Raw genomic sequence first — 12,496 nt, 5'->3', positions numbered from 1 at the left:
ACCTTCGGGCCCTTGTGCCCCCCTAATGCGTGAACAGTCCCTGGGGGCGGGTTGCGGAGGGGCCGGATGCCCCTGGCTCTCGTGTTTCCGTGACGCGGGTCGAGCCCGGTCCGCGCCATCCCGGATAGCAAAGGGACCGCGCCGTGGCGCGGTCCCTGAAAACCTTAGCGGCGGATGCCGAGGCGGCCGATCAGGGCCTGGTAACGCTCGACGTCCTTGTTCTTCACGTAGTCGAGAAGCTTGCGGCGGCGGGCGACCAGCTTGAGAAGGCCACGGCGACCGTGGTTGTCCTTCTTGTGGGTCTTGAAGTGCTCGGTCAGGGTCGCGATGCGCGAGGTCAGGATCGCGACCTGCACTTCGGGCGAACCGGTGTCGCCGTCTTTGGTGGCGAAATCGCTGATGACCTTGGCCTTGTCTTCCACGGTGATCGACATCGGGGTCTCCTTTCGGGATGAGAGTGATGGCGCAAGCCGGGATGTCGTCCAGCAGGGCCCATGGAGTACCGTCTCCATATAGGACGACGGATGGGTGCCCATAGGGGAAATCGTCCGAAAAGGAAAGCGGTTTGCTGTGGCGCGGGGACGCGGCGGGACTCAGGCGACGGGATCGGTAAGCAGCAGCACCGCGCCCGGCGCGAGCGCGTCGATCCCGTCGAGCCGCAGCAGCGCCGCGCCGTCGGCGCGCAGCAGCAGCCCCTCAGGCCACGGCTCCAGCGTCAGTTCCGGCGCGGCGCCCTCGGGATGCAGCACCACGATCCGATCCTGGGCGGCGTCGAAATCGGCGAGTACCGCCGGGTCGCCCGCCTCGACGCTGCGCAGCGCGAAGATGTCGCCGCCGGTTCCGCCATGCGCCGTGTCGCCAGCGCCCGCCGCGATGACGTCGTCGCCTGCGCCACCATTGAGGAAATCGCTCGCCCCGACGCCCGAGCCGTCACCGGTGCCGTCGAGCCGATCGTCGCCGGCGCCGCCATGCAGCACGTCGCGTCCTGCGCCGCCATGCAGCATGTCGTCGCCCAGATCGCCGCCCAGCGCGTCGTGACCCGCACCCCCGAACAGCCGGTCATGGCCGGAGCCGGCGCGGATCGCGTCGTCTCCGGCGCCGCCACGAAGCAGGTCGTCGCCGACATGCCCCCACAGCGCGTCATCGCCGATGCCGCCCGCAAGCCTATCCTCGCCGCGCCCGCCATGGATCTCGTCATCGCCAGCGCCGCCATCGGCCCGGTCTGGGCCATCGCGCAGATCGACATGATCGTGTCCCGCGCCGGCCTCGACATGGTCGGCCATCCCCGAGGCGAGGATGTCGCCGTAGATCACGTCGGGGGCTTCGCTGCCCGTGTCGGACAGGCGCTGCGGCAAGGTTGCTGCGGATTCGAGGGCGGAATCGCCGTCCAGCTCGAAGGCTGCTTCGAGCGGTACGGTCCTCGACGGCGCGTCGGGCCCGTCGGTGTCGGACTCATCGGTGTCGGCCTCGGGGCCGCCCTCGGTGATCATGGGCGGCAGCAACGCCGCACCGGTAAGGGCAAGACCGAGCAGTCCGAGCAGGGCGAGCATGGCAATCTCCGCGACGAGGGCGAAGTGCAGGCTCGCATGAGGCGAAGGGCTTATGGCCCGGAACCGTCCGGCAGGGTTAAGGGCGGGGGATCAGCGGTTGGCGCCGGGCTGCCACAGCACGTCGGCGCGGCCCGAATCATTGGCGATCCGCGCCGCGACGAAGAACCAGTCCGAGAGCCGGTTCAGGTAGCGCGCCGCATGCGCGTTCACCGCCTCGGCGCGACCCAGCGCCACCGCCAGCCGCTCGGCCCGGCGCGAGACGGTGCGGCACAGGTGCAGATGCGCGGCCAGCGCCGAGCCGCCCGGCAGCACGAAGCTGCGGAGCGGCTCCAGCGCCTCGTTCATCGCGTCGATCTCGCGCTCCAGCCGCTCGGTCTGGCCGGCGGTCATGCGCAACACCGGGTATTTCGCCTCGGAATCCCGGTCAGGATCCGGCCGGCACAGATCGGCCCCCAGATCGAACAGGTCGTTCTGGATACGGCCCAGCGCGGCGTCCATCTCGTCCTCGGCATGCAGGCGCGCCAGCCCGATCGTGGCATTGGTCTCGTCGACCGTGCCATAGGCCTCGACCCGCAGCGCGTCCTTGTTCACCCGGCTGCCATCGCCCAGCGCGGTGTCGCCCTTGTCGCCGGTACGGGTATAGATGCGGTTCAGCACGACCATCAGTTCACCCCCCGCAGGAACACGTAGAGCAGGATCAGCAGCACCGCGACGAATTGCGCGCCGATGCGCCAACGCATGATCTTGTTGGCGTATTTGCGGTTGAAATCGCCGCCCTTTCCGAAGGTGCCGACGCCGAACATCAGGATGCCGGCGACGATCAGGACGGCGAGAACGACGAGGATGAATAGCGGATCTTCGAACATGGGGCGCCTTTCGCGGTTGCCCTACCATCTAGCGGCCGTGTGGCTCGAGGCAAAGCGGGGCGCGGTGTCGCGGGTTCACCCCCGGGCCACTACCCAGTCGAGCGCCCGGGTCGGCAACAGCCGCCGCAACGTGCCGGAAACATGCGTGGGCGTGGTGACGTAGTAACGCGGTCGCGGCCGTCGCGCCTCCAGCGCATGGGCGAGCTTGTCGGCCACCGCCTCGGGCGGCAATTCGAACCGGTCCGGGCCGCGCTCGGCATAGAGCCGGTGCAGCAGGCCTTCGTATTCCGCCCGCCGGGCCGAACCCTTCCAGTCGATCCAGCGCTCGAAATGCGGAATCGAGTTGGCGCGGATCCGCGAGGTTACGGGGCCCGGCTCGATCAGCGAGATGTGGATGCCGGTCCCGGCCATCTCGAGCCGCAACACGTCGGTCAGACCCTCCAGCGCGAATTTGGTCGCGACATAGGCGCCGCGCCACTTCACCCCTACGAGGCCGAGCACCGAGGAGCAGTTGACGATCCGGCCCGCGCCTTGGGCCCGCATCACCGGGATGACCCGCCGGGTCAGGTCGTGCCAGCCGAACAGGTTGGTCTCGAAGATTTCCGCCAGCGCCTCGCGCGGCAGGTCCTCGACCGCGCCGGGGCAGGCGAAGGCGCCGTTGTTGTAGAGCGCGTCGAGCCGTCCGCCGGTGGCTTCCAGCACCGCGGCCAGCCCTTCCGCCACGCTGTCCGGCTCGGCATAGTCGAGCCGCGGTGCCTCGAAGCCCTCGGCCCGCAGCCGCGCGCAATCGGTCTCGGCCCGGCAGCTGGCAAAGACACGCCAGCCCCGGTCGCGCATGTGGCGCGCGCAGGCAAGACCGATGCCGGAGGAGGAGCCGGTGACGAGGAGGGAGCGGGAGGTGTCCATGCGGGTCTCATGGCGGGGCAGGGGGCAGGGTGCAACGAAAAAGGCGCCCCTTGGGGGCGCCTCTTCGGGCAGATTGGTTTCGGGCTCAGCCTTCGACGGGGGCGAGCAGCCGTTCGGACATCCAGCCGGTCTCGCCAGTCGAGGTGATCTCGATCCTGGCCCAGCCACCGGCGCTTTCGATCAGCCGGGCTTCGGTGCCGCGGGGCAGGGTGTCGAGCACGGCGTGGCTGGTGCCGGGGCCTTGGCGCATGTTGACCCAATCGCCGCTGATCTGGCGCAGTTGGATATCCGACATGGTTTCGGCAACGGCCGGCGTGGCGACGGTCTCGACCGGCTCGGCCTTGGCCGGCTTCGGCATGAAGGAGGCCGAGATCAACTCGACATTCTCGGGAAATTCGCGCATCGCGGTGACCGGAATACCCGACTCGCCGCGCTCGACGTCGTGACGGGCGATCATCTCGGGGGACGGGGTGCTGGCCTGCACCGCGCCGATCATCGTCTGCGGCCGGAAATCGGCGCCGCCGGACATTTCGTAATAGCCCACGCCGAGCAGGAGAAAAGTGGCACCGATGCCGAAAACATGTTTCATGAAAACCTCTTGTTCTGCTCAACACCCCGCCGGTTTGGTCACTCTCATGTGACGCTCTCCGCGGCGCAGGATCTCGCTGATCCGTTACCTGCCCAACCGCGACTTTACGCCGATGGTTCCCGTCGATAGGAAGCTTTTCATGCCAGACCCCCTTGACGACGCCCTCCCGGCCCTGCCGGAGCAGGACCTGACCGAGCCGCTGCGCCGTGCCATAGGCGAGCGTTATCTGAGCTATGCGCTCTCCACGATCATGAACCGGGCGCTGCCCGACGCGCGCGACGGTCTCAAGCCGGTGCATCGGCGTATCCTTTATGCCATGCGCGAGCTGAAGCTCTCCTCGACCGGCGGCTTCCGCAAATCCGCGAAGATCTCGGGCGACGTGATGGGCAACTATCACCCGCATGGCGACGCCGCGATCTACGACGCGATGGCCCGCCTCGCGCAGGATTTCGCCGTGCGCTACCCGCTCGTGGACGGGCAGGGCAACTTCGGCAACATCGACGGCGACAACCCGGCCGCCGCGCGCTACACCGAGGCCCGCCTCACGGCGGCAGCCGAGGCGCTGATGGAAGGGCTGACCGAGAACGCGGTCGATTTCCGCCCGAACTACGACGGGACCCTCGAAGAGCCCGTGGTGATGCCCGCGGCCTTCCCGAACCTGCTGGCCAACGGCTCGTCCGGAATCGCGGTCGGCATGGCGACCAATATCCCGCCGCATAACCTGCACGAGCTGATCGAGGCTTGCCTCTACATGATCAAGACGCCGGGCGTCTCTGACGAGAAGCTCGTCGATCTGGTGCCCGGCCCCGATTTCCCGACCGGCGGCGTGCTGGTCGAGCCGCGCGAGAACATTCTCACGGCCTACCGCACAGGGCGCGGCTCTTTCCGGCTGCGCGCGCGTTGGGAGGTCGAGGAGCTGGGCCGCGGCCAGTGGCAGGTGGTGGTTACCGAGATTCCCTACCAGGTGCAGAAATCGAAGCTGATCGAGCGCCTCGCCGAGCTGATCCAGACCCGCAAGATCCCCCTTCTGGCGGATGTGCGCGACGAGAGCGCCGAGGATGTGCGCATCGTGCTGGAGCCGCGCGCCAAGACGGTCGAGCCCGAGATGATGATGGGGATGCTGTTCAAGAACAGCGACCTAGAGATCCGCTTCGGTCTCAACATGAACGTGCTGATCGACGGGCTGACGCCCAAGGTCTGCTCGCTGAAGGAGGTGCTGCGTGCCTTCCTCGATCACCGGCGCGAGGTGCTGCAGCGGCGCTCGCAGCACCGACTGGAAAAGATCGACCACCGGCTCGAGGTGCTCGAGGGCTTCATCACCGCCTTCCTCAACCTCGACCGGGTGATCGACATCATCCGCTACGACGATCAGCCCAAACAGGCGCTGATGGCCGAGGACTGGGACCGCGACCACGTCCGCGCCGTCTCCGAGCGCGACTACCGCTCGCCGTTGACCGAAGCGTTGGGTGGCGGTGGCCTCACCGAGGTGCAGGCCGAGGCGATCCTCAACATGCGGCTCAGGAGCCTGCGCCGGCTGGAGGAGCTGGAGCTTCTCAAGGAGCAGGACGCGCTGATGCAGGAGCGGGCCGGGCTCGAGGACCTGCTCGCCTCCGAGGACAAGCAGTGGAAGTCGATCGCGGATCAGTTGCGCGAGACCCGCAAGCTGATGGGCCATGCCTCGCCCGGCGGACAGCGGCGCACCGGCTTCGCCGAGGGCACCGAGATCCCAGACGTGCCGATCGAGGCGATGATCGAGCGCGAGCCGATCACCATCGTCTGCTCCGAGATGGGCTGGATCCGCGCGATGAAGGGCCATATCGCGCTCGACAGCGAGCTGAAGTTCAAGGATGGCGACAAGGGCCGCTTCGTGCTGCATGCCGAGACCACCGACCGGCTCTTGGTGTTCGGCTCGAACGGGCGGTTCTACACCGTCTCGGCCAGCAGCCTGCCCGGCGGGCGCGGCATGGGCGAGCCGCTGCGCCTGATGGTGGATCTGCCGAACGAGGCGCAGATCGTGGCGCTGCATCTCTACCGTCCGGAGCGGCGACTTCTGGTCGCCTCCTCGGCCGGTGACGGCTTCATCGTCAACGAGGACGAGGTGCTGGCGCAGACCCGCGCGGGCAAGCAGGTGCTGAACGTCAAGGACGAGGTGGTGGCGAAGATCTGCAAGCCCGTGACCGGCGACGCGGTGGCGGTGGTGGGCGACAACCGCAAGGTGCTGGTGTTCCCGCTCGACGAGCTGCCCGAGATGACCCGGGGCAAGGGCGTGCGGCTGCAGAAGTACAAGGATGGCGGGCTGTCGGACGCCACTACCTTCGTGCTGGAGGCGGGGCTGTCCTGGAAGGACCCGGCGGGCCGGACCCGGACCGAGAGCGACCTTGCCGACTGGACCGCCAAGCGCGCCACCGCCGGGCGCATGGCGCCGCGCGGCTTCCCGCGCGACAACCGCTTCAACTGATCTCGTTTCGTCGAGGGAAGAGGCGCGCGGTGCAAGCCGCGCGCCTCTTGGCGCTTGATTTCCCTCTCCGATGCAAATACATCGCCCGCGATGTCGAACCGGGCCAGGGAGGCCCCCGAACACGCGAGGCGCCAGCGCAGATGGCCAAGGCAAAATTCGAACGCACCAAACCGCACGTGAACATCGGGACCATCGGTCACGTGGACCACGGCAAGACGACGCTGACGGCGGCGATCACCAAGTATTTCGGTGACTTCCGCGCCTACGACCAGATCGACGGCGCGCCGGAAGAGAAGGCCCGCGGGATCACCATCTCGACCGCCCACGTCGAGTACGAGACCGAGTCGCGGCACTACGCCCACGTCGACTGCCCCGGCCACGCCGACTACGTGAAGAACATGATCACCGGTGCGGCGCAGATGGACGGCGCGATCCTGGTGGTGAACGCTGCCGACGGCCCGATGCCGCAGACCCGCGAGCACATCCTGCTCGGCCGCCAGGTGGGCATCCCCTACATGGTCGTCTACATGAACAAGGTCGACCAGGTGGATGACGAGGAGCTCCTGGAGCTCGTCGAGATGGAAATCCGCGAGCTGCTGTCGTCCTACGACTACCCGGGTGACGACATTCCGATCATCAAGGGCTCGGCGCTCGCCGCCATGGAAGGCCGCGACGAGGCGATCGGCGAGAACTCGATCCGCGAGCTGCTGAAGGCCGTCGACGAGTACATCCCGACCCCGGCCCGCGCCGTCGACCTGCCGTTCCTGATGCCGATCGAGGACGTGTTCTCGATCTCCGGCCGCGGCACCGTGGTGACCGGCCGCGTCGAGCGTGGCGTGATCAATGTCGGCGACGAGATCGAGATCGTCGGCATCCGCGACACCAAGAAGTCGACCTGCACCGGCGTCGAGATGTTCCGCAAGCTGCTCGACCGCGGCGAGGCGGGCGACAACGTCGGCGTGCTGCTGCGCGGCATCGACCGTGAAGGCGTCGAGCGTGGCCAGGTGCTGTGCAAGCCCAAGTCGGTCGCACCGCACACCAAGTTCGAGGCCGAGGCCTACATCCTCACCAAGGAAGAGGGTGGCCGCCACACGCCGTTCTTCGCGAACTACCGCCCGCAGTTCTACTTCCGGACCACCGACGTCACCGGCACCGTCGTCCTCCCCGAGGGCACCGAGATGGTGATGCCGGGCGACAACCTGAAGTTCAACGTCGAGCTGATCGCACCGATCGCCATGGAAGACGGCCTGCGCTTCGCCATCCGCGAAGGCGGCCGCACCGTCGGCGCCGGCGTCGTCTCGAAAATCATCGAGTGATCCCGGTCTCCGGGCGGTATCGCCGCCCGGACCCGTCACGATCGAAGGGCCGCCCCGAGGGGCGGCCCTTTTCGCATTCGAGGGATGGGGCTCAGTCGCCCGGGGGCAGGCCCAGCATCGCGTCGGCCTCGGCCGTGGTCGCGTCGAGCGCCGCCTTCATCGCGGCCCGCGCCGCCTCGCGCGCCGCTTCGTCCGCCTTGCGCGGCATCTGCCGGTCCCAGGGCCGGAACACCACCGCGCCGCGGCCGCCCGGGCGCGGCAGCAGCAGCCGGTCCCAGCTATTCGCCCGGCTCTGCCTCTCGGTGGAGTAGGCGTAGAAGAACACCGGTCGCCCGGTGATCCGGGCCCAGTCGAGCGGCGGATCGTTGATCTCGCCAGCGGGGCCCAGCGGGCCGTCGGCGGTGATGCCGATGCTGGCGCCGGCGCGCAGCCGTTCCATCACCATGCGCGACATCGCGAGATTCGAAAGCCGTCGCGACATCGCCACCGGCGTCAGCCCGCGCCTGCGATGCGTGTCGCCGGCGATTCGCGCGATCGGCGAGGTGTCGTGCAGGGTCGAGAGATCGCCGGCCTCGCGCGGCCAGTGGAACGGCCCCAGCATCAGCCGCGAATGGCGCAGCACCAGCAGCACCGGACCTTCGGCCAGTGCCGCGCGCAACCCGTCCTCGCCGCGTAGTTCCCACGACGTGTTGCGCTGGCAATGCGCGAGCCACGCATGGGCGATTCCCCCCATTCCGCGGGTCACGGCGGCGCTCTTGGCCAGTCTCTTGCCGATCGACATGGGGTTCCTCCGGGCTGCGCCGCGCATCTTGCAAGGCCCCGCCGCGAGGGCAAGGGCGGGGGAGGGGGCTTTGGCGTCCGAATGAGTTCCGGGGGCCTTGATCCCGGCGCGAATTGCGACTACTCGGGGGGCGGTCCTAGGGGTATAGCTCAGTTGGTAGAGCATCGGTCTCCAAAACCGAGGGTCGTGGGTTCGAGTCCCCCTGCCCCTGCCAGGACCACTGCGGCGCGCCCGCTTGCAGATCGCGCGGCGTCCCCGTATGTCCCGCATCGATCCCCGGAAAGGTGTAGATGATGGCCAGAACCAACCCCGTCCAGTTCGCGCAGCAGACCCGCGCCGAGATCGCCAAGGTGGTCTGGCCGACCCGCCGCGAAGTGCTGCTGACCACGGTGATGATCTTCATCCTCGCCGCCGTCGCCGCGCTGTTCTTCAGCCTCGTGGATCTGGGCATCCGCTCCGGTCTCCAGGCAGTGCTGGAAGGGCTGGCCGGCTGATCCCGCCCATCGGGCATCGGGCCGTGGGGCTTGATCTGCGCCGCGCCGGGCGCTACTGACCGGCGGACTTGGGAAACGGCGCGCGAGTGCGCGCCGCTTTGCCGTTTGAGAGGCCCCGATCGGGGGCCGGGAATTGCAACGAGGCTCCGGCGTTTCGCCGGCTGCGACGGAAGGTGTCGGGCAACATGGCGAAACGCTGGTATTCGGTTTCCGTGCTCTCGAACTTCGAGAAGAAGATCGCCGAGCAGATCAGGACCAAGGTCGCCGAGCAAGGGCTCGAGGACGTGATCGACGAGGTGCTCGTCCCCACCGAGGAGGTGATCGAGGTCCGTCGCGGCAAGAAGGTCTCGACCGAGCGCCGCTTCATGCCCGGCTACGTGCTGGTGCACATGGAGATGTCCGACAAGGGCTATCACCTTGTCACCTCGATCAACCGGGTCACCGGCTTCCTTGGGCCGCAGGGTCGGCCGATGCCGATGCGCGACGCCGAGGTCGAGGCGATCTTGGGTCGGGTGCAGGAGGGCGAGGAGAGCCCGCGCACCCTGATCCGCTTCGAGGTCGGCGAGAAGGTGAAGGTCAAGGACGGCCCGTTCGAGGATTTCGACGGTCTGGTCGAGGAGGTCGACGAGGACAACCAGCGCCTCAAGGTCACGGTCTCGATCTTCGGCCGCGCCACCCCGGTCGAGCTGGAGTTCACTCAGGTGGCCAAGCAGGGCTGAGCGCGCCCCGGCCGCCACGCGTTTTGTTTTCCGAAAGGGGCCCCGTGGGCCCCTTTCTTCGCTTCCGGGGTAGGGCGGTATTGCTAGCGGCCGAGCGATCGGGTCGCGAAGGACGTCCCGCTGTTCACTTCGAAAGAGTGGGCTTCTCGGGGTGGCCCGCGCGATCGGGTCTAGGCTCGCCCGTTCTATCGCGGAGGGTGATCGACGGGGATCAGGCATGGGGTTGACGCCCGGCCGTTGCCGGGCTATGCGGCGACCTTCCCCGGGGACGGTTTCGGCCGATCTCCGGCCGCGATTCGCGCCAAGCGCGCCTCGCGGATGTGGGAGGCGAGCCGGGCGCGCCCGGTCGAGCCGCACCACGCCAACCATAGCCGTCCGGACGCGTCCGGAGGGTGTTGTGACAAGGAGAGGCCCGATGGCCAAGAAAGTGATGGGGCAGCTGAAGCTCCAGGTGAAGGCAGGCGAAGCCAACCCGTCCCCGCCGGTGGGCCCGGCGCTGGGTCAGCGCGGCATCAACATCATGGAATTCTGCAAGGCCTTCAACGCGAAGACCGCGGATATGGAAAAGGGTTCGCCCTGCCCGACCGTGATCACCTACTACCAGGACAAGTCCTTCACGATGGAGATCAAGTCGCCGCCGGCGTCGTTCTTCCTCAAGAAGGCGGCCGGTCTCAAGCCCGTCGGCAAGCGCAACCGCCCCAAGGGCGCCGTGCAGCCCGGCAAGGAGACCGCCGGCACCGTGACCCTCGCCCAGGTGCGCGAGATCGCGGAAGCGAAGATGAAGGACCTGAACGCGACCTCGATCGAGGGTGCGATGCAGACCGTCCTTGGCTCTGCCAAGTCGATGGGTATCGAGGTGAAAGGCTAAGATCATGGCAAAACTCGGTAAACGCACCCGCGCCGCCCGCGAGGCCTTCGCCGGCAAGGAGAACGTCCAGCTCTCCGAAGCCGTTTCGCTGATCAAGTCCAACGCCAGCGCGAAATTCGACGAGACCGTCGAGATCGCGATGAACCTGGGCGTTGACCCGCGCCACGCCGACCAGATGGTCCGCGGCTCGGTCACCCTGCCCAACGGCACCGGCAAGACCGTGCGCGTCGCTGTCTTCGCCCGTGGCGAGAAGGCGGAAGAGGCCAAGAAGGCCGGGGCTGACATCGTCGGCGCCGAGGACCTGATGGAGACCGTGCAGTCCGGCAAGATCGAGTTCGATCGTTGCATTGCGACGCCGGACATGATGCCGATCGTCGGTCGCCTCGGTAAGATCCTCGGTCCGCGCAACCTGATGCCGAACCCGAAGATCGGCACCGTCACCATGGACGTCGCCGATGCGGTCAACGCCGCCAAGGGTGGCCAGGTGCAGTTCCGCGTCGAGAAGGCGGGCGTGATCCATGCCGGCATCGGCAAGGCCTCGTTCGAAGCCTCGAAGCTCGAAGAGAACATCCGCGCCTTCGTCGAGGCGGTGAGCCGTGCCAAGCCGGCCGGCGCCAAGGGCACCTACCTCAAGAAGGTGGCGCTCTCCTCGACCATGGGCCCGGGCGTCAGCGTCGACCTGGCCTCGGCCACCGGCGCGGCCTGATAGAGATTTCACCCCTGCCGCGGCGGGGATGAATGGCGGGGCGTTCGCGCCCCGTCCTGTCCGAGACGGAGGGCAGGGGGAGACCCCGCTAAGGCCTTCCCGAGATGGGAAACGAGAGTTGGATTTCCGTTCGGAAGCGCACTGCTTTCCTTCGGGCGATCGCGGCCTCGGGACCCTGAAGCGGACCCGAACGGCCCCCGGACGATCAGGGGGTCAGACAGAGCCGGGGGGAAACCCCCAAACTTGGAGTAAACCGTGGATAGAGCCCAGAAAGAGAAAGTGGTCGAGGAACTCGGCCAGATCTTTGAAAGCTCTGGCGTCGTAGTGGTTGCCCACTACGAAGGCATGACGGTTGCCCAGATGCAGGACCTGCGCGCGAAAATGCGTGAAGCGGGCGGGTCCGTGCGTGTTGCCAAGAACAAGCTCGCCAAGATCGCCCTTGAGGGAAGGCCCTGCGCAAGCATCGCCGATTACCTCACGGGCATGACCGTGCTCTCCTACTCCGAAGACCCCGTGGCAGCTGCCAAGGTGGTCGACGCCTATGCGAAGACCAACGACAAGCTGGTCATCCTCGGCGGCGCGATGGGAGACTCGGCTCTGGACGTCGCCGGTGTGAAAGCCGTGGCCCAGATGCCGTCGCGTGAGGAGCTCATCGCTTCGATCGTCGGCTGCATCGGTGCCCCGGCATCGAACATCGCCGGTGCCATTGGCGCGCCCGCAAGCAACATCGCAAGCATTCTCTCGACCATCGAAGAGAAGGCTGCCTAAGGCAACCCGACACCTCGGGGGCTTGAAAGCCCTCGCGTTGGAACACAATTGAACGAACGGAAAAGTAAAATGGCTGATCTGAAGAAACTCGCCGAAGAGATCGTTGGTCTGACCCTTCTCGAGGCGCAGGAACTGAAAACCATCCTCAAGGACGAGTATGGCATCGAGCCCGCCGCCGGCGGCGCCGTGATGATGGCTGGCCCGGCCGGTGGCGACGCTGGCGCCGCTGCCGAGGAGAAGACCGAGTTCGACGTCGTCCTGAAGGACGCCGGCGCTCAGAAGATCAACGTGATCAAGGAAGTCCGCGGCATCACCGGCCTCGGCCTGAAAGAAGCCAAGGACCTCGTCGAGGCCGGCGGCAAGGTCAAGGAAGGCGCGCCGAAGGCGGAAGCCGAAGAGATCAAGGCGAAGCTGGAAGCTGCTGGCGCCAAGGTCGAGCTGGCCTGATCCCGGGCGGGCGCGCGCCAAGCGCGCC

At 67.4% G+C, this 12,496-nt stretch carries 15 protein-coding genes and 1 tRNA gene; 9 read left to right on the top strand and 7 right to left on the bottom strand.

Annotated elements, in window-relative coordinates; genetic code table 11:
• Nucleotides 1–164 precede the first annotated feature (164 nt).
• From rpsO to LOS8367_RS03125, 6 genes are all read right to left on the bottom strand, one after another.
• On the bottom strand, nt 165–434 hold the full coding sequence (rpsO, locus tag LOS8367_RS03150) for a 30S ribosomal protein S15 (protein ID WP_085895005.1): 270 nt from the start codon (nt 432–434) through the stop codon (nt 165–167).
• 159 nt (nt 435–593) lie between these two features.
• Nucleotides 594–1,550 carry a calcium-binding protein gene (locus LOS8367_RS03145; RefSeq protein WP_085895004.1) on the bottom strand — a complete coding sequence of 319 codons (957 nt, stop codon included), beginning with the start codon at nt 1,548–1,550 and terminating at the stop codon, nt 594–596.
• A 90-nt stretch (nt 1,551–1,640) separates the two neighbouring features.
• Complete coding sequence (locus tag LOS8367_RS03140) at nt 1,641–2,213, bottom strand: cob(I)yrinic acid a,c-diamide adenosyltransferase (RefSeq protein ID WP_085895003.1); 573 nt, start codon at nt 2,211–2,213, stop codon at nt 1,641–1,643.
• Nucleotides 2,213–2,416 (bottom strand): twin transmembrane helix small protein, encoded by a 204-nt coding sequence (locus tag LOS8367_RS03135; RefSeq protein ID WP_085895002.1) that lies wholly within the window; start codon nt 2,414–2,416, stop codon nt 2,213–2,215. Before LOS8367_RS03135 ends, LOS8367_RS03140 begins: the two co-directional genes overlap by 1 nt.
• A 75-nt stretch (nt 2,417–2,491) precedes the next feature.
• Nucleotides 2,492–3,322 (bottom strand): SDR family oxidoreductase, encoded by an 831-nt coding sequence (locus LOS8367_RS03130; RefSeq protein ID WP_085895001.1) that lies wholly within the window; start codon nt 3,320–3,322, stop codon nt 2,492–2,494.
• Between the two features lie 85 nt (nt 3,323–3,407).
• Nucleotides 3,408–3,911, bottom strand: coding sequence for an SH3 domain-containing protein (locus tag LOS8367_RS03125; protein WP_085895000.1), 504 nt, complete (start codon nt 3,909–3,911; stop codon nt 3,408–3,410).
• A 139-nt stretch (nt 3,912–4,050) separates the two neighbouring features.
• Between LOS8367_RS03125 and parC the strand changes: the two genes are divergently transcribed.
• Nucleotides 4,051–6,369, top strand: coding sequence for a DNA topoisomerase IV subunit A (gene parC / locus LOS8367_RS03120; protein ID WP_085894999.1), 2,319 nt, complete (start codon nt 4,051–4,053; stop codon nt 6,367–6,369).
• 140 nt (nt 6,370–6,509) lie between these two features.
• Nucleotides 6,510–7,685, top strand: coding sequence for an elongation factor Tu (gene tuf, locus LOS8367_RS03115; RefSeq protein WP_085894986.1), 1,176 nt, complete (start codon nt 6,510–6,512; stop codon nt 7,683–7,685).
• Between the two features lie 91 nt (nt 7,686–7,776).
• Here the strand turns inward: tuf and LOS8367_RS03110 are convergent, their stop codons facing one another.
• Complete coding sequence (locus tag LOS8367_RS03110) at nt 7,777–8,466, bottom strand: lysophospholipid acyltransferase family protein (protein ID WP_085894998.1); 690 nt, start codon at nt 8,464–8,466, stop codon at nt 7,777–7,779.
• Nucleotides 8,467–8,604: 138 nt separating this feature from the next.
• Between LOS8367_RS03110 and LOS8367_RS03105 the strand changes: the two genes are divergently transcribed.
• The 7 genes from LOS8367_RS03105 (at nt 8,605) to rplL (ending at nt 12,468) form a co-directional block, all read left to right on the top strand.
• A tRNA-Trp gene (locus tag LOS8367_RS03105) sits at nt 8,605–8,680 on the top strand.
• 79 nt (nt 8,681–8,759) lie between these two features.
• Nucleotides 8,760–8,960, top strand: a complete 201-nt coding sequence (secE, locus tag LOS8367_RS03100; protein WP_045320283.1) for a preprotein translocase subunit SecE — start codon at nt 8,760–8,762, stop codon at nt 8,958–8,960.
• 185 nt (nt 8,961–9,145) lie between these two features.
• Nucleotides 9,146–9,679: a transcription termination/antitermination protein NusG gene (nusG, locus tag LOS8367_RS03095; RefSeq protein WP_085894997.1), complete on the top strand. Its 534-nt coding sequence runs from the start codon at nt 9,146–9,148 to the stop codon at nt 9,677–9,679.
• A 415-nt stretch (nt 9,680–10,094) separates the two neighbouring features.
• Nucleotides 10,095–10,547, top strand: coding sequence for a 50S ribosomal protein L11 (gene rplK / locus LOS8367_RS03090; RefSeq protein WP_085894996.1), 453 nt, complete (start codon nt 10,095–10,097; stop codon nt 10,545–10,547).
• Nucleotides 10,548–10,551: 4 nt separating this feature from the next.
• Complete coding sequence (rplA, locus tag LOS8367_RS03085; RefSeq protein ID WP_085894995.1) at nt 10,552–11,253, top strand: 50S ribosomal protein L1; 702 nt, start codon at nt 10,552–10,554, stop codon at nt 11,251–11,253.
• Nucleotides 11,254–11,508: 255 nt separating this feature from the next.
• Complete coding sequence (gene rplJ, locus LOS8367_RS03080) at nt 11,509–12,021, top strand: 50S ribosomal protein L10 (RefSeq protein WP_085894994.1); 513 nt, start codon at nt 11,509–11,511, stop codon at nt 12,019–12,021.
• Nucleotides 12,022–12,090: 69 nt separating this feature from the next.
• On the top strand, nt 12,091–12,468 hold the full coding sequence (rplL, locus tag LOS8367_RS03075) for a 50S ribosomal protein L7/L12 (protein ID WP_085894993.1): 378 nt from the start codon (nt 12,091–12,093) through the stop codon (nt 12,466–12,468).
• Nucleotides 12,469–12,496: the final 28 nt, after the last annotated feature.

The sequence above is a fragment of the Limimaricola soesokkakensis genome (assembly GCF_900172345.1).
In the GTDB taxonomy this organism is placed as follows: domain Bacteria; phylum Pseudomonadota; class Alphaproteobacteria; order Rhodobacterales; family Rhodobacteraceae; genus Limimaricola; species Limimaricola soesokkakensis.
The sequence above is the reverse complement of the archived record's forward strand: the minus strand, read 5'-3'. Positions and strand labels throughout refer to the sequence as shown.